The organism is Stenotrophomonas sp. YJH_SMC_127, assembly GCF_059372445.1.
The window spans coordinates 237,476-252,863 of record NZ_JCAFVO010000004.1; the positions used below are offsets into that span (position 1 = coordinate 237,476).

General features: G+C 65.3%; 14 protein-coding genes and 1 pseudogene. 8 read left to right on the forward strand and 7 right to left on the reverse strand.

Annotated elements, in window-relative coordinates:
• The first annotated feature begins 1 nt into the window (after position 1).
• Positions 2–928, forward strand: a complete 927-nt coding sequence (locus AC5QAB_RS11675; RefSeq protein WP_014645865.1) for an MlaD family protein — start codon at positions 2–4, stop codon at positions 926–928.
• A complete protein-coding gene (locus AC5QAB_RS11680) occupies positions 925–1,566 on the forward strand; it encodes an ABC-type transport auxiliary lipoprotein family protein (RefSeq protein ID WP_014645864.1) in 642 nt (213 codons plus the stop codon). Before AC5QAB_RS11675 ends, AC5QAB_RS11680 begins: the two co-directional genes overlap by 4 nt.
• 75 nt (positions 1,567–1,641) lie before the next feature.
• Here the strand turns inward: AC5QAB_RS11680 and AC5QAB_RS11685 are convergent, their stop codons facing one another.
• Entirely contained in the window at positions 1,642–2,229 is a 588-nt protein-coding gene (locus AC5QAB_RS11685) for an alpha-ketoglutarate-dependent dioxygenase AlkB family protein (RefSeq protein WP_495233404.1), read from the reverse strand.
• Positions 2,230–2,347: 118 nt separating this feature from the next.
• Between AC5QAB_RS11685 and AC5QAB_RS11690 the strand changes: the two genes are divergently transcribed.
• Positions 2,348–4,240: a glycoside hydrolase family 99-like domain-containing protein gene (locus AC5QAB_RS11690; protein WP_069118018.1), complete on the forward strand. Its 1,893-nt coding sequence runs from the start codon at positions 2,348–2,350 to the stop codon at positions 4,238–4,240.
• Positions 4,241–4,270: 30 nt separating this feature from the next.
• Here the strand turns inward: AC5QAB_RS11690 and AC5QAB_RS11695 are convergent, their stop codons facing one another.
• The gene (locus AC5QAB_RS11695) at positions 4,271–4,900 is read right to left on the reverse strand and encodes a CoA transferase subunit B (RefSeq protein ID WP_053494810.1); all 630 of its coding nucleotides are present in this window, start codon (positions 4,898–4,900) and stop codon (positions 4,271–4,273) included.
• Between the two features lies 1 nt (position 4,901).
• Positions 4,902–5,636 (reverse strand): CoA transferase subunit A, encoded by a 735-nt coding sequence (locus tag AC5QAB_RS11700; RefSeq protein WP_478444176.1) that lies wholly within the window; start codon positions 5,634–5,636, stop codon positions 4,902–4,904.
• A 140-nt stretch (positions 5,637–5,776) separates the two neighbouring features.
• On the opposite strand from AC5QAB_RS11700, the gene AC5QAB_RS11705 reads away from it, so the two are divergent.
• The gene (locus tag AC5QAB_RS11705; protein ID WP_049405966.1) at positions 5,777–7,123 is read left to right on the forward strand and encodes a phosphohexomutase domain-containing protein; all 1,347 of its coding nucleotides are present in this window, start codon (positions 5,777–5,779) and stop codon (positions 7,121–7,123) included.
• A gap of 11 nt (positions 7,124–7,134) precedes the next feature.
• On the forward strand, positions 7,135–8,538 hold the full coding sequence (locus tag AC5QAB_RS11710; protein ID WP_032957916.1) for a mannose-1-phosphate guanylyltransferase/mannose-6-phosphate isomerase: 1,404 nt from the start codon (positions 7,135–7,137) through the stop codon (positions 8,536–8,538).
• A gap of 103 nt (positions 8,539–8,641) precedes the next feature.
• On the opposite strand, the gene rfbD is transcribed toward AC5QAB_RS11710, so the two are convergent.
• The 4 genes from rfbD to rfbB are packed head-to-tail and all read right to left on the reverse strand — an operon-like array spanning position 8,642 to position 12,043.
• On the reverse strand, positions 8,642–9,535 hold the full coding sequence (rfbD, locus tag AC5QAB_RS11715; protein ID WP_495233405.1) for a dTDP-4-dehydrorhamnose reductase: 894 nt from the start codon (positions 9,533–9,535) through the stop codon (positions 8,642–8,644).
• Positions 9,532–10,089, reverse strand: a complete 558-nt coding sequence (gene rfbC / locus AC5QAB_RS11720) for a dTDP-4-dehydrorhamnose 3,5-epimerase (protein WP_014645857.1) — start codon at positions 10,087–10,089, stop codon at positions 9,532–9,534. Before rfbC ends, rfbD begins: the two co-directional genes overlap by 4 nt.
• Positions 10,086–10,973, reverse strand: a complete 888-nt coding sequence (gene rfbA, locus AC5QAB_RS11725; protein ID WP_014645856.1) for a glucose-1-phosphate thymidylyltransferase RfbA — start codon at positions 10,971–10,973, stop codon at positions 10,086–10,088. The genes rfbC and rfbA overlap by 4 nt, the downstream gene beginning before the upstream one ends.
• A gap of 14 nt (positions 10,974–10,987) precedes the next feature.
• Positions 10,988–12,043, reverse strand: a complete 1,056-nt coding sequence (rfbB, locus tag AC5QAB_RS11730; RefSeq protein ID WP_495233406.1) for a dTDP-glucose 4,6-dehydratase — start codon at positions 12,041–12,043, stop codon at positions 10,988–10,990.
• A 280-nt stretch (positions 12,044–12,323) separates the two neighbouring features.
• On the opposite strand from rfbB, the gene AC5QAB_RS11735 reads away from it, so the two are divergent.
• The 3 genes and pseudogenes from AC5QAB_RS11735 to AC5QAB_RS11745 all read left to right on the forward strand — a co-directional run bounded on the left by AC5QAB_RS11735 (position 12,324) and on the right by AC5QAB_RS11745 (position 15,175).
• A complete protein-coding gene (locus tag AC5QAB_RS11735) occupies positions 12,324–13,070 on the forward strand; it encodes an electron transfer flavoprotein subunit beta/FixA family protein (RefSeq protein ID WP_014035896.1) in 747 nt (248 codons plus the stop codon).
• Positions 13,070–14,008: an electron transfer flavoprotein subunit alpha/FixB family protein gene (locus tag AC5QAB_RS11740; RefSeq protein ID WP_262217462.1), complete on the forward strand. Its 939-nt coding sequence runs from the start codon at positions 13,070–13,072 to the stop codon at positions 14,006–14,008. Before AC5QAB_RS11735 ends, AC5QAB_RS11740 begins: the two co-directional genes overlap by 1 nt.
• Positions 14,009–14,165: 157 nt before the next feature.
• Positions 14,166–15,175, forward strand: a pseudogene (locus AC5QAB_RS11745) (acyltransferase family protein).
• The last annotated feature ends 213 nt before the right edge of the window (positions 15,176–15,388 follow it).

Here is a 15,388-nt window from a genome sequence, read left to right on the forward strand (position 1 = left end):
CATGGAAACCAAAGCCAACTACGTGCTGATCGGCGCGTTCACCCTGATCACCGGCCTGGCCCTGCTGGCCTTCGGCCTGTGGGCCGCCAAATACTCCTCCGACCGTACCTGGCAGGAGTACCGCGTGGTGTTCCGCGAAGCGGTGACCGGCCTGTCGGTGGGCAGCCCGGTGCAGTACAACGGCATCGCGGTGGGCTCGATCACCGAACTGAACCTGGTGCCGGACGACCCGCGCCAGGTAGTCGCGCGCATCCGCCTGAACTCCAACACGCCGGTCAAGACCGATACCCGCGCCAAGCTGGCGATCACCAGCCTGACCGGCCCGTCGATCATCCAGCTCAGCGGCGGCACGCCGCAGTCGCCGGCGCTGACCACGGTCAACAAGGACCCGGCACCGATCATCCCGACCACGCCCTCTGCGCTGCAGAACATCACCGACGTCGCCAACCGCATCGTCGAGCGCATGGACCAGATCCTCAGCGACCGCAACGTGGCCTCGATCAACGCGACGCTGGCCAACCTGGAGACGATCAGCGGCGGCCTGGCCGACCGTGACCAGGGCACGCAGGCGCTGCTGCTCAGCGCGCGCGATGCCGCCCGCAGCCTGGACACCACGCTGAAGACCACCAACGGCACCATCGAGCGCCTGGACAGGAACCTGGTGCAGCAGCTGCCCGGCATCATCGACAAGCTCGACGCGACCCTGGCCAAGCTCGACTCGGCCGCCGGCAACGCCGATTCGATCCTTGGCGAGAACCGCGCCGCGATCAACAGCTTCGCCAACGATGGCCTCGGCCAGCTGGGCCCGACGCTGACCGAACTGCGCGGCCTGATCCGCGACCTGCGCCGGGTCAGCGACCGCCTCGAGAACAACCCCGCGCGCTACCTGCTGGGCCGCGACGCACCGAAGGAGTTCGAACCCAAATGAGCCCGACCACCCTTCCGCGCCTGCTGCTGGCCGCTTCGATGGTCACCCTGCTGGGGGGCTGCTCCATCCTCGGCAGCAGCGAGAAAACCGCGGTGACGCTGTACTCGCCGTCCGTGCAGGTCAAGGCGGACCCGGCGTGGCCGCAGGCCAGCTGGCAGCTGGTACTGGCCAAGCCCAGCGCCGCGCGCATGGTCGACAGCCCGCGCATCAATGTGCGGCCGACACCGTCGCAGCTTGAGATCTACAAGGGTGCCAGCTGGGCGCAACCGGCCACCGACATGATCGAAGACACCCTGCTGCGTGGCTTCGAGGATTCCGGCCGCATCCGCGGCGTGGCCCGCAGCACCGCCGGCATCCGCGCCGACTACAAGCTGTCCACCGATGTGCGCCGCTTCGAATCGGATTACCAGGGCCAGGCCACGCCGACCGTGGTGATTGAGGTCAACGCCAAGCTGATCCATGTCGCCGACCAGCGTGTGGTCGCTGACCGCACCTTCCGCCAGGCGCAGCCGGTCGGCAGCACCGACGTACCGGCGGTGACCGCCGCGTTCGAGCGTGGCCTGCAGCAGCTGGCGCAGGACGTGGTGGGCTGGACGCTGCAGAGCGGGCAGGCCGACCAGCCGACCGTTGCGCGCTGATCGCAGCATTCGCCGGGCATGTGGTTACGGGGTCAGGTCCCTTTCCGGCCGGAAAGGGACCTGACCCCTTCTTCGTCAACGCGGCGAAATCCAACGGAAGGTCAGGTTGATCCGCTCGCCGTGCACCCGCGCCATCTTCGGCAGCGCGTGCTGGTAGAAGCGCTGGGTCTGTCCGGCCATCAGCAGCAGGTCGCCGTGGCCCAGCACGAATTCAGCCTTGCGTGCCGGGTCGTCGCGGCGTCGCAGCAGGAATCGGCGCGCCGCGCCCAGGCTCAGCGAAGCGATCACCGGGGCCGGACCCAGCTCCGGCTCGTCATCGCTGTGCCAGCCCATGTAGTCACCGCCACCGCGGTAGCGGTTCAGCAGCACGCTGTTGAAGCGGCCGTGGCCTTCGGCTTCCAGGCGCCCGCGCATGGCCTGCAACACCGGCGGCCAGGGGCGCGGCACGAACTCGGCACCGGAATAGCGATAGCGGGCCTGCGGGTCGCCGATCCAGCAGCTCAGCCGCGGCGAGTCCGCCCAGTTGCCGAACATGCGGATGCGATGGGTTTCCCAGGGCACTTCGGCCTGCAGCGAATACAGGAGCTGGTCGGCCTCGGCCGCAGCCAGCCATCCCGGCAGGTGCAGGACATCGGCATCGGGCAGGTCGTGGGGGAACAGCATGGTCACACGCTAGCACGCCGCCGTTTGCCGTCATGGCCGCCAGCACCGAAAATGGCGCCATGACCGTTGCCCAGATGCTGATTCCGTCCTACCGCCCGCTGTCGCGAGGCCTCGCCCGATGAGCCTGCGCCAGTCGCTGTTCCCGTTGCTGCGCGCCGTGTTCCGGGCCTTGCCGTTGCCGCAGGCGCAGCGCGACCGGTTGCGCACCCGGCTGTTGGCACGGCATGGCGACTGGGTGCCGCCGCCCCCCAAGGGGCAGCAGGATGAGGGGGGCGCGCGCGCCAGTGCCCAGCTGCGCTGGCGTGCCGATGAACCGGCGATCGGCCACGTGCCATGGCGTGAGGGAGCATTGCCGTCACCCATGCCGGCGACGCTGGTCGCTTTCTACCTGCCGCAGTTCCATACCTTCCCGGAGAACGACGCCTGGTGGGGCAAGGGCTTTACCGAGTGGCGCAACGTCACCCGCGCCCTGCCGCAGTTCGAGGGTCACATCCAACCCCGCCTGCCGGCCGACCTCGGCTTTTATGACCTGCGCAACCCGCAGGTGATGCGTGACCAGGCACGCTTGGCTGCGGAGTACGGCATCGGCGCATTCTGCTTCTACTACTATTGGTTCAGCGGCCGCACCCTGATGGAGGACCCGCTGCGTCAATGGCTGGCCGATGACAGCATCGACCTGCCGTTCTGCCTGTGCTGGGCCAACGAGAACTGGGCACGACGCTGGGACGGCCGCGACGACGACATCCTGATCGGCCAGCAGCACAGCGCAGAGGACGATCTGGCCTTCATCGCACATGTCGCGCCCTACCTGCGCGACCGCCGTGCATTGAAGGTCGAGGGTCGGCCGATGCTGCTGGTCTATCGCCCGAACCTGCTGCCCGACGCCCGGGCGACTGCCGAGCGCTGGCGCCGCTGGTGCCGCGACAACGGCGTGGGCGAGATCCACCTGGCCTACGTCCAAGGCTTCGAGCGACCGGATCCGCGCGATATCGGCTTTGATGCCGCCGTCGAATTCCCGCCGAACATGAGTAACCCGCGCTCGTTGTCGGCACAGCAGTGGCTGCTCAATCCTGCCTTCAATGGCGATGTACGCGACTGGCGCGAACTGGCTGCAGAAATCGCAGCGCGGCCACTGCCGGATTATCCGCTCTATCCTGGCGTGAACCCGGGCTGGGACAACGAGGCGCGTCGTTCCGGCCGCGGCCGCGTGTACCTGCACGCCTCACCCCGTGGCTACCGCGACTGGTTGCGCACCACGATCCATGAACGCCTGGCCCTGGCGCCTGCGCGCCAACGCATGGTCTTCATCAATGCCTGGAACGAATGGGCCGAAGGCGCGGTGCTGGAACCGGATGCCCGGCTTGGGCATGCCTGGCTTGACGCGACGCGCCAAGCGCTGTCCCCGGCTTCGCCCGCCGGCCCCCTGCGGGCCTGCCTGCTGATTCTCATTGATGATCCCGGGCTGATCGCTACAGCTTGCGAGGCCGCCAGCGGCCTGGGCGTGAGCTACCGTGTTTTCATTCCAATGGCGCAGCGCCCTCATGACGCTGCGGTCGATATCATCGGCCATGCGGGCAATGCCCTGTCCAGCATCGTGCAGGTCCTGGAGGCTTTTGGTCCGGATCCATCGTTGCTGGCCTGCTGGCTGGACCTCCGCGGAAGCGGCGAGGCAAGACCGCAGCTACCAGGAACGGCGGATCTCGACGCTGTGCTTCAACAGTTCGATGAGCAACCTGCGCTGGGCATGTTCGCGGCATCCACTCCGGAGGCCGTCGCCGTTACACGCCGTCATCTCCGCTGGGCGGCGCGGCTGGGGATGGCCGACACCCCTACGCCGCAGACAGCAGGCACGATGTGGCTGCGGGCGTCGGCGTTGCGGTCACTGCTGGATGCGCACTGCTATCCCAGTGAGCTGGACAACGACGATGCACTTGATCCGGTCATGCAGTTGCTGCCGGACCTTGTTGCCAACGCCGGCTACGTCGTCGGAGGCCCACAACGCCAACCCTGAGGCTGGCGCTGCGCGGCAACATCGTTGTCCTCAACGCCGGAACGCGACGCCGGTCTTTTCCTTCAGCTCTTCATCGCTGACACCCGGCGCGGCCTCCACCAGCAACAGGCCCTTTTCGGTCACGTCGAACACCGCCAGATCGGTGATGATGCGGTCGACCACGCCCACGCCGGTCAACGGCAGCGTGCATTCGGCCAGGATCTTGTGCTCGCCGTTCTTGGCAGTGTGCTCCATCAGCACCACAACGCGCTGCACGCCGGCGACCAGGTCCATTGCCCCGCCCATGCCCTTGACCATCTTGCCGGGCACCATCCAGTTGGCCAGGTCACCCTTGTCGGTGACCTGCATGGCGCCAAGGATGGCCAGGTTCACATGGCCACCGCGGATCATCGCGAAGCTGTCGTGGCTGCCGAAGTAGCTGGCACCGGCACGCGCCGTAACCGTCTGCTTGCCGGCATTGATCAGGTCCGCGTCGACTTCAGCGTCGGTCGGGAACGGGCCGATGCCGAGCAGGCCGTTCTCCGACTGCAGCCACACATCCACGCCTTCGGGAATGTGATTGGCAACCAGCGTCGGCAGGCCGATGCCCAGGTTGACGTAGGCGCCATCGATCAGCTCCTGGGCGGCGCGTGCCGCCATCTCGTCACGGGTCCACGCCATGTCAGTTGCCCTCCGCGCGGATGGTGCGCTGTTCGATTCGCTTCTCAGGATGCGCGTTGTGCACGATGCGGTGCACATAGATGCCTGGCAGGTGCACCTGGTCCGGGTCGATGGCACCGACCGGCACCACCTCCTCCACTTCCACGATGCAGACCTTGCCGGCCATCGCACAGGCCGGGTTGAAGTTGCGTGCGGTCTTGCGGAACACCAGGTTGCCGGCCTCGTCGGCCTTCCAGGCCTTGACCAGTGCCACATCGGCGCGCAGCGCCGTCTCCATCACGTAGTGCTTGCCGTCGAACTCGCGGGTTTCCTTGCCCTCGGCAACCACCGTGCCATAGCCGGTGGCAGTGAAGAATGCCGGAATACCCGCACCACCGGCACGCAGGCGCTCGGCCAGTGTGCCCTGCGGGTTGAACTCCAGCTCCAGCTCACCAGCCAGAAACTGCCGTTCGAATTCCTTGTTCTCGCCCACGTAGGACGAAATCATTTTCTTGATCTGCCGGGTTTCCAGCAGCTGGCCCAGTCCGAAGCCATCGACACCGGCATTGTTGGAGATCACGGTCAGGCCCTTGACGCCACTGTCGCGCAGCGCAGCGATCAGCGCCTCGGGAATGCCACACAGGCCAAAGCCGCCCACGGCCAGGGTCTGCCCATCGGCGACCACCCCCTGCAGGGCCTCCGTCGCACTGGCGAAGCGCTTGCCGCGCTTTCCGCCGGTCGTTGCCGGATTGCTCATCTACGCCCTCACTTCGTTGATGTAATCACACCATTCTAGGCCAGCAGGGCAGGCGGTCACGTGGCGTTGCGGCATGGAAACGCTTCCCATACAAGACAGGTACTACAATCGCGTGCTGAGCCACCCAAGGATCCTGATCAATGCCCCTGCCCGCCTTCAAGGCCTATGACATCCGCGGCCGCGTGCCGGAAGAACTGAACGAAGATCTGGCCCGCCGCATCGGCGTTGCCCTGGCGGCGCAGCTTGCGCCGGGCCCGGTGGTGCTGGGCCATGACGTGCGCCTGACCAGCCCCGCGCTGCAGGATGCACTGGCCGCAGGTCTGCGCGGTACCGGGCGCGAGGTGATCGACATCGGCCTGTGTGGCACGGAAGAGGTGTATTTCCAGACCGACCACCTGGGCGCGGCCGGCGGTGTGATGGTCACCGCCAGCCATAATCCGATGGACTACAACGGCATGAAGCTGGTCAAGGAAAACGCACGACCGATCAGCTCCGATACTGGCCTGTTCGCGATTTCCGATGCGGTTGCCGCCGATACGTCCGCGGCACAGCCGCCGCGTGCCGCGCAGAGCGCGCAGCACGACAAGAGCGCGTACATCCAGCACCTGCTGAGCTATGTCGACGCTGGCAAGCTGCGACCGCTGAAGCTGGTGGTCAACGCTGGCAACGGCGGTGCCGGGGCCATCGTCGACCTGCTGTCGCCGCACCTGCCGTTCGAGTTCATCCGCATCTGCCACGAGCCGGACGGCAGCTTCCCCAACGGCATTCCCAACCCGCTGCTGCCGGAGAACCGCGCCGCCACCGCCGACGCCGTGCGCGAACACGGTGCCGATTTCGGCATTGCCTGGGACGGTGACTTCGACCGTTGCTTCTTCTTCGACCATACCGGCCGCTTCATCGAGGGCTACTACCTGGTCGGCCTGCTGGCCAAGGCAATCCTGGCGCGCAATCCCGGCGGCAAGGTCGTGCACGACCCGCGCCTGGTCTGGAACACCGTGGACATGGTCGAACAGGCCGGCGGCGTACCGGTGCAGTGCAAGAGCGGCCACGCTTTCATCAAGGAAAAGATGCGCGCCGAAGACGCGGTGTACGGTGGCGAGATGAGCGCCCACCACTATTTCCGCGAGTTCGCCTATGCCGACTCGGGCATGATTCCGTGGCTGCTGATCGCCCAGCTGGTTTCCGAAAGCGGGCGCTCGCTGGCCGACTGGGTCGAAGACCGCATGGCTGCCTACCCGTGCAGCGGCGAAATCAATTTCAAGGTCAGCGATGCCAAGGCCGCCGTCGCACGCGTGATGGAGCACTTCGCAGCGCAGTCGCCCACGCTGGACCACACCGATGGCATCAGCGCCGACTTCGGCGACTGGCGCTTCAACCTGCGCAGCTCCAACACCGAGCCGCTGCTGCGCCTGAATGTTGAAGCCCGGGGCGATGCCGCACTGATGCAGGCACGTACCGACGACATCTCCCGCCTCATCCAGCAGTAACCGAGGAACGCATGAGCAGCATCCAGCCCGTCATCCTGTCCGGTGGATCCGGTACCCGCCTGTGGCCGCTGTCGCGCGAGGCGTACCCAAAGCAGTTCCTGTCGTTGGCGGGCGAACTGACGATGCTGCAGGCCACCTGGAAGCGCGTGGCGCCGATCGCCGCGCGTGGACCGCTGGTGATCGCCAACGAAGAGCATCGCTTCGTAGCCGCCGAGCAGCTGCAGCAGGTTGGCGCCGAGCCAGCCGCGATCATCCTTGAGCCGGTCGGCCGCAACACGGCACCGGCGATCGCGGTGGCCGCGCTGGAAGCCACCCGCGACGGCGGCGACGCGCTGCTGCTGGTGCTGCCCTCCGATCATGTGATCAACAACGAGACTGCATTCCGCAGCGCCGTCCAGGCCGCCGCCGCTGCCGCCGAAGCCGGAAAGCTGGTGACCTTCGGCATCGTGCCGACCGGCCCGGAAACCGGCTACGGCTATATCAAGGCCGCCGATGGCCAGGGCCTGCGCGCGGTCGAGCGCTTCGTCGAGAAGCCCGACCTGGGCACCGCCACCCGCTACGTCAGCAGCGGCCAGTACTACTGGAACAGCGGCATGTTCCTGTTCAAGGCCTCGCGCTACCTGCAGGAGCTGGAACGCTTCCAGCCCGCCATGCTCGCCGGCAGCCGCCAGGCCTGGCAGCAGGCGCGTCGCGATGCCGATTTCACCCGCCTGGACAAGGAGGCCTTCACTGCCGTTCCGTCCGATTCGATCGACTATGCGGTGATGGAGAAGACCGCCGATGCCGTGGTGATTCCACTGGATGCCGGCTGGAACGATGTCGGCTCGTGGACCGCGCTGCGCGATGTCTCGCAGCAGGACGGCGATGGCAACGCCCACCAGGGCGACGTTATCGCCATCGACTGCCGCAACACCTATGCCTACGCACAGCGCCTGGTGGCGCTGGTCGGGCTGGATGACGTGGTGGTGGTGGAAACCGACGACGCGGTGCTGGTCGGCAAGGCCGATCGCATGCAGGAGGTCAAGACCGTAGTGGCGCAGCTGAAGGCCGAGGGCCGCAGCGAGGCCACCTGGCACCGCAAGGTCTATCGCCCGTGGGGTGCCTACGATTCGATCGACAACGGCGAGCGCTTCCAGGTCAAGCGGATCACGGTCAAGCCCGGCGGCACGCTGAGCCTGCAGATGCATCACCATCGCGCCGAACACTGGATCGTGGTCAGCGGCACCGCTGAAGTGACCCGTGGTGACGAGGTGATCCTGCTCAGCGAGAACCAGAGCACCTATATTCCGCTGGGCGTGACCCACCGCCTGCGCAACCCGGGCAAGCTGCCGCTGGAACTGATCGAAGTGCAGTCCGGCAGCTACCTGGGCGAGGATGACATCGTGCGCTTCGAGGATACCTACGGGCGCCGCTGAGGTTTGCCCGGGGTCGGATCCCGTTGCTGCGCAGCGGGCTCTGACCCGTCCCTGATCGGCCCGGCAGCGCTGCGTCGCCGGGCATGGCCCGGCGCTACGGCCGTCAGGCCAGCTCCGCCATCACCCGCTTCAGGCCATCCTGCCAGCTCGGCAGCACGACGCCGAAATCCTGCTGCAGCTTGCGGTTGTCCAGCACCGACCAGGCCGGGCGCTTGGCCGGGGTCGGATACTCGGAAGTGGGAATCGCCTCGACCGTCGGCACCTTGGCCAACACGCCGCTGGCCAACGCCTCGGCAAATATGGCCTCGGCAAAGCCATGCCAGCTGGTCTGGCCGCTGGCGGTCAGGTGCCAGGTACCCGACAACTGTCCAGGATGCTGCAGTGCCTGCGCGGTGACATCGGCGATCAGCGCCGCCGGCGTCGGCGTACCGATCTGGTCAGCCACCACACGCAATACGTCACGCTCTGCACCCACACGCAACATCGTGCGCAGGAAGTTCGCGCCGTGCGATGCATACACCCACGCCGTGCGGAAAATCAGATGGCGGCCACCGGCCGCACGCACCGCGTCCTCGCCATCGCGCTTGCTGGTGCCATACACGCCCAGCGGTGCGGTCGGCTCGTCCTCGCGGTAGGGCGCGCTGCCCTGGCCGTCGAACACGTAGTCGGTGGAGTAATGCACGAACGGCACGCCATGCGCCGCACACCAGCGCGCGATCACGCCCGGCGCCTGCGCATTGGCAGCGAAGGCAGCTTCGACCTCCTGCTCCGCACGATCAACTGCGGTATAGGCGGCCGCATTGACCACCAGCGACGGCTGCACGCGGTCCAGCAATGGCGGCAGGCTGTCGGGCTGGCCGAAATCGGCCGTTTCGCAGCTACTTCCGTCGGGCAGTTGGCCGCTGCGCGTGGTTGCAATCACCTTCCCCAGCGGCGCCAGCGCGCGCAGCAACTCCTGGCCCACCTGCCCGTTGCCACCGAACACCAGCACGGTCATGGCACGTAGACCGGCAGGCGATCTTCAGCAATGTCCTTCAGGAACGGTGCATTCTCGTCCTTGGCTGACAGGGTCGGTGCGCTGACCGGCCAGTCCACGGCAATGCCTGCGTCATTCCAGCGCACGCCGGCATCGAAGTCCTTCAGATAAACCTCGGTGCACAGGTAGCTGAACACCGCACGCTCGGACAACACGGCAAAGCCATGGGCAAAGCCCTCCGGAATCCAGAACTGCTTCTTGTTCTCCGCGCTCAGCACCACCGCTTCCCACTGGCCGAAGGTCGGCGAACCGCGGCGGATATCCACGGCCACGTCATAGACCTCACCTTCCAGCACGCTGACCAGCTTGCCCTGCGGCCGCGGCCATTGGTAATGCAGGCCGCGCAGCACGCCCTGCGCAGAGGTCGACACGTTGCTCTGCACGAAACGGTCCGGCAGGCCCAGCGCGGCGAAGCGCTCGGCGTTCCAGGTTTCGAAGAAATAACCGCGGGCATCGCCGAACACCGCCGGCTCGATCACCACGCAGCCGGGCAACTTGGTTTCAATCACTTTCACGGAACGACTCCACGCAGGGCGAGCTTGTGCAGGTACTGGCCGTAGCCATTCTTGATCAGCGGCGCAGCCAGTGCTTCCAGCTGCTCGGCGTTGATCCAGCCCTTGCCGAACGCGATTTCTTCCGGGCAGCACACCTGCAGGCCCTGACGGGTCTGGATGGTCTCGATGAAGTTGGACGCCTCAAGCAGCGACTGATGGGTGCCGGTATCGAGCCAGGCGTAACCACGGCCGAGCGCCTCAAGATGCAGATGGCCCTCGCGCAGGTAGCGCTGGTTCAGATCGGTGATCTCCAGCTCGCCACGCGGCGACGGCTTGAGCTCGGCCGCATAGTCGCTGGCATTGCCGTCATAGAAATACAGGCCGGTAACCGCATAGTTCGACCGCGGATTCTCCGGCTTCTCGACAAGATCGATGACCTTGCCGTCCTTGTCGAACTCGGCCACGCCGTAGCGCTCCGGGTCGTTGACCCAGTAGCCGAATACGGTCGCGCCCTGCTCGCGCTGGTCGGCGTTGCGCAGCACTTCTCGCAGACCGTGGCCGTGGAAGATGTTGTCGCCCAGCACCAGGCAGCTCGGCTTGCCGGCGACGAAATCACGGCCGATCAGGTAGGCCTGGGCCAGGCCATCGGGGCTCGGCTGCACCGCGTACTGGATGTCCATGCCCCACTGCGAGCCGTCGCCCAGCAGCTGCTGGAACAGCGCCTGCTCGTGCGGGGTGTTGATGATCAGCACCTCGCGGATGCCCGCCAGCATCAGCACGCTGAGCGGGTAATAGATCATCGGCTTGTCGTACACCGGCAGCAGCTGCTTGCTGACGCCCTTGGTGATCGGATACAGCCGGGTGCCGGAGCCCCCGGCCAGGATGATGCCTTTACGCTGGGTCATGAAATCTCCTGGATTCAGGCTGCGGTGCCGATGCGCTGCAGACGGTAGCTGCCGTCCAGCACGCCGTTGACCCATTCCTGGTTGTCCAGGTACCAGTCAACGGTGAAGGTGATGCCCTGTTCGAAGGTGTAGGCCGGTTCCCAGCCCAGATCGTTCTTCAGCTTCGAGGCATCGATCGCATAGCGGCGGTCATGACCGGGGCGGTCGGTGACGTAGGTAATCTGGCTGCTGCGCGGCTGGCCGTCTTCGCGCGGACGGCGCTGGTCCAGCAGTGCGCAGATCGCCTGCACCACTTCAATGTTCTGCTTTTCCGAATTGCCGCCGACGTTATAGGTCTCGCCCACCTGGCCCTTGGCCAACACGGTGCGGATCGCTTCGCAGTGGTCGGACACGAACAGCCAGTCGCGCACCTGCTTGCCATCGCCGTACACCGGCAGCGGTTCGCCAGCCAGCGCCTTGGCGATCACCAGCGGGATCAGCTTCTCGGGGAAGTGGTACGGACCGTAGTTGTTGGAGCAGTTGGTGGTCAGCACCGGCAGCCCGTAGGTGTGGTGGAACGCACGCACCAAGTGGTCCGAAGCCGCTTTCGACGCCGAGTACGGCGAATTCGGGGCATACGGGGTGGTTTCGCTGAACTTGCCGGTCTCGCCCAAGGTGCCGTACACCTCGTCGGTGGAGACATGCAGGAAGCGGAACGCCGCGCCCTGCTCGGGCGGCAACGCCTTCCAGTATTCGCGCACTGCCTCAAGCAGGCCGAGGGTGCCGACGACATTGGTCTGGATGAAGGCGCCAGGGCCATCGATCGAACGGTCGACGTGGCTTTCGGCGGCGAAGTTCAGCACCGCATCGGGCTGGTGCTCGGCCAGCAGGCGGGCAACCAGCGCACTGTCGCCGATGTCACCCTGCACGAACACGTGGTTCGGGTTGCCGTCCAGGCTGGACAGGGTCTTCAGGTTGCCGGCGTAGGTCAGGGCGTCGAGGTTGATGACCTTGATGCCACGGGCAACTGCCTCGAGGACGAAATTTCCGCCGATAAAGCCGGCACCGCCGGTGACAAGCCATGTGGGCACTACCTGATCTCCTGTTCAATGATGACGTCCACAGGCACCCACGGTGCCCGACATAGCGGGACAGGATACATCGGGGAAACCTTCACGACTGCCTGCATGACGTGAACATGACATCAGAAAGCTGCCTTCACGCCAAAGCTATGCGGCGGCGCAGCATCACTACAAGACCATACGCATTCGCATGGTCCCCTCAAGCCAGCTAGAATCGGGGTCCCACCCCCGAACCGGTTGCTGTGCGAGGACCGGACGTTCTCTCCGTTATTGAAGGACCCCGTACCAGATGAAAATCCTCGTCGCGTACAAGCGCGTGGTGGACTACAACGTCCGCATTCAGGTCAAGCCGGACGGTTCCGGCGTGGTCACCGACGGCGTCAAGCTGTCCCCCAACCCCTTCGATGAAATCGCCCTGGAAGAGGCCCTGCGCCTGCGCGACAAGGGCATCGCCAGCGAGGTCGTGGTCGCCACCATCGCCCCGGCCGATGCCCAGGCGCACCTGCGCAACGGCCTGGCCATGGGCGCCAACCGCGCCGTCCATGTGGTCACCGACCAGGCCATCCAGCCGCTGACCGCCGCGCGCACCCTGCTCAAGCTGATCGAGAAGGAACAGCCGGACCTGGTGATCCTGGGCAAGCAGGCGATCGACGACGACGCCAACCAGACCGGCCAGATGCTGGCCACGCTGTGGGGGCGCCCGCAGGCGACCTTCGCCAGCAAGCTGGACATTGCCGACGGCAAGGCCACGGTGACCCGCGAAGTCGACGCCGGCCTGGAAACGCTGGAAGTCGATCTGCCGGCCGTGGTCACCACCGACCTGCGCCTGAACGAGCCGCGCTTCATCAAGCTGCCGGACATCATGAAGGCCAAGGCCAAGCCGCTGGAGACCCTGCAGCTGGCCGACCTCGGCGTTGAAGCCGCCGACACCTTCAAGACCACCCAGTACGCCGCGCCGTCCAAGCGCAGCAAGGGTGTGATGGTCAAGGACGCGGCCGAACTGGTTGCCGCACTCAAGCAGAAGGGGTTGCTGTAATGAGCAGGATTCTCGTCATCGCCGAGCACCACGACGGCAAGCTCAACGCCGCTACCGCCAAGACCGTCAGCGCTGCCGCCGCCATCAGCGGTGCCAGCATCGACGTGCTGGTGCTGGCCGCCGATCCGGCTGCCGTGGCTGCGGAGGCCGCGAAGATCGCTGGCGTCGCCAAGGTCCTGACCTTGGCCAACGCTGCCAACGCGCAGGCCATCGCCCAGGTGCTGGCACCGCAGATCGCGCAGCTGGCCAAGGGTTACACCCACGTGTTCGGCCCGTCGACCACCTTCGGCAAGGACCTCATGCCGTGCGTGGCCGCCCTGCTGGGCGTCAACCAGGTTTCCGACCTGATGAGCGTTGAAGGCAGCCACACCTTCAAGCGCCCGATCTACGCCGGCAACGCGATCATCACCGTGGAAGCCCCGGCCGACCAGATCGTGGTCGCCACCGTGCGTGCCGCCTCGTGGCCGGAAGCCGCCCAGGGCGGCAGCGCCACCATCGAAGCGGCCAGCGTCGATGCTGCCCTGCCGACCCACACCCGCTTCGTCGGCCTCGCCGCTGGTGCCAGCGACCGCCCGGACCTGCAGAGCGCCAAGCGCGTGGTCTCCGGTGGCCGTGGTGTCGGTTCGGAAGAGAACTTCAAGGTCATCTTCCAGCTGGCCGACAAGCTCGGTGCCGCCGTCGGTGCCTCGCGCGCTGCGGTTGATGCCGGCTACGTGCCCAGCGACCTGCAGGTCGGCCAGACCGGCAAGATCATCGCGCCGGAACTTTACGTGGCCGTCGGCATCAGTGGCGCCATCCAGCACCTGACCGGCATCAAGGATGCCGGCACGATCGTGGCGATCAACAAGGATCCGGATTCGCCAATCTTCGAGATCGCCGATATCGGTCTGGTGGGCGATCTGTTTGGGATCCTGCCGGAGCTGGAAAAGGCGCTCTGACGACTCAGCGCAGAGGCCTTTCGCCATCCAAGGGCCGGCTGAAGTTCAGCCGGCCCTTTTCTCCTTCACGGGTTCACTTCTTACTATGAACAATCAGATGCAAGACCGCATCCACGGGCCGGACGTCCTCCGCGGATTGGCGGCGCTCGGCGTGGTCATGTTTCATGTCCTCTATCTTTCGGGCATCCCGATCAATGAGACGGCTGCGGCCATTACCGGAAGGATGGACTTCTTCGTCCGCGTGTTCTTCGTGCTGAGCGCGTTTGCTATCGGTCATGCCTACTATTCACGCATGCGATCAAGGTCTTCTACCAGAAAAGATTCTTCCGAATCGCTCCGCTGTTTTACTTCATGATCCTCACAGGCGTGGCTTTTCGGCTGGCCATGGATCAACCGATGCCACCTCTGCTCGACTTCATGCTGTCAGGAAGCTTCCTGTTTACGCTTGTACCAGGCAAGCAGAGCGGCCTCGTCGGCGGCGGTTGGTCCATCGGTATCGAATGGCTTTTCTACTTCATGTTCCCGCTGCTGCTTTCGACCATCAGGACAGTCAAGTCGGCAGCACTCGCGTGGGTAGTGCTATGCCCGATTGCAGTACTTTCAAAGCGCTACCTGCAGGACAGCTTTGATGGCCAACTGAACGAGTTCGCATCACTCAACGTACTGGTCCACAGCCAATATTTCGTTCTCGGCCTCCTTATCCTACATCTCAGCCGTGCCGGCATGCCGACAGCACGCAATGCAATGCAGCGCCAAGCCGTAGGTGTTGCTTTCCTGGCGCTGCTGGCATGCACCATCTATTCCTTGCACGCACCGTTCGGCCTGCCAGAAGAAGTTCTGCTTTCGATTGCAGCGCCCTTGATGGTCGGCATGTCGATAGCGGGTTTCCCGCGATGGCTCGACAACAAGGTAACCCGCTGGCTTGGCCTTGTAAGCTACAGCACCTATCTGGTGCAGTTCCCGCTGATCCAACTCCTGCAGATGCATGGCATCTACGCGCAAATAGATGCGCACATCGGACACGGTGGACTCGCATTTGCCACTGCAGCTTTGGTCACGCTCGCCTGCGTGGTAGTGACGGCAGCTTTCACATATTACTTCGTGGAAGTACCTGGCCAACGTCTGTACGACAAGCTGCGCGGGGGCAGGCTCACGCGAACCTCATAAAACAAGTGAATCCGCTGTGCAGGAAGTGGCCCGCGGAGCGTGCAGGATCAGACTTCAATTGCCCCTCTGCAGACTGAATGGTTGGGCACATACGTAAGAGCCTCGCTTCAGCGTGAGGGCGTATGTGCCCGGCGACAGCTTTGATCCATCTAGGAGAGCTTCGAATCCTGCCGCGGACAACGCAGGCTCTCCGAGAGAACGCGCAACATCCTC

Bases quoted from the DNA above. Each gene is read 5' to 3' on its own strand.
- AC5QAB_RS11700 (WP_478444176.1), bottom strand. From the start codon at position 5,636: ATGAGCAATCCGGCAACGACCGGCGGAAAGCGCGGCAAGCGCTTCGCC.
- AC5QAB_RS11710 (WP_032957916.1), top strand. From the start codon at position 7,135: ATGAGCAGCATCCAGCCCGTCATCCTGTCCGGTGGATCCGGTACCCGC.
- rfbA (WP_014645856.1), bottom strand. From the start codon at position 10,973: ATGACCCAGCGTAAAGGCATCATCCTGGCCGGGGGCTCCGGCACCCGG.
- AC5QAB_RS11735 (WP_014035896.1), top strand. From the start codon at position 12,324: ATGAAAATCCTCGTCGCGTACAAGCGCGTGGTGGACTACAACGTCCGC.
- AC5QAB_RS11685 (WP_495233404.1), bottom strand. From the start codon at position 2,229: ATGCTGTTCCCCCACGACCTGCCCGATGCCGATGTCCTGCACCTGCCG.
- AC5QAB_RS11695 (WP_053494810.1), bottom strand. From the start codon at position 4,900: ATGGCGTGGACCCGTGACGAGATGGCGGCACGCGCCGCCCAGGAGCTG.
- AC5QAB_RS11740 (WP_262217462.1), top strand. From the start codon at position 13,070: ATGAGCAGGATTCTCGTCATCGCCGAGCACCACGACGGCAAGCTCAAC.
- AC5QAB_RS11675 (WP_014645865.1), top strand. From the start codon at position 2: ATGGAAACCAAAGCCAACTACGTGCTGATCGGCGCGTTCACCCTGATC.
- AC5QAB_RS11690 (WP_069118018.1), top strand. From the start codon at position 2,348: ATGAGCCTGCGCCAGTCGCTGTTCCCGTTGCTGCGCGCCGTGTTCCGG.
- AC5QAB_RS11680 (WP_014645864.1), top strand. From the start codon at position 925: ATGAGCCCGACCACCCTTCCGCGCCTGCTGCTGGCCGCTTCGATGGTC.
- AC5QAB_RS11705 (WP_049405966.1), top strand. From the start codon at position 5,777: ATGCCCCTGCCCGCCTTCAAGGCCTATGACATCCGCGGCCGCGTGCCG.
- rfbD (WP_495233405.1), bottom strand. From the start codon at position 9,535: ATGACCGTGCTGGTGTTCGGTGGCAACGGGCAGGTGGGCCAGGAGTTG.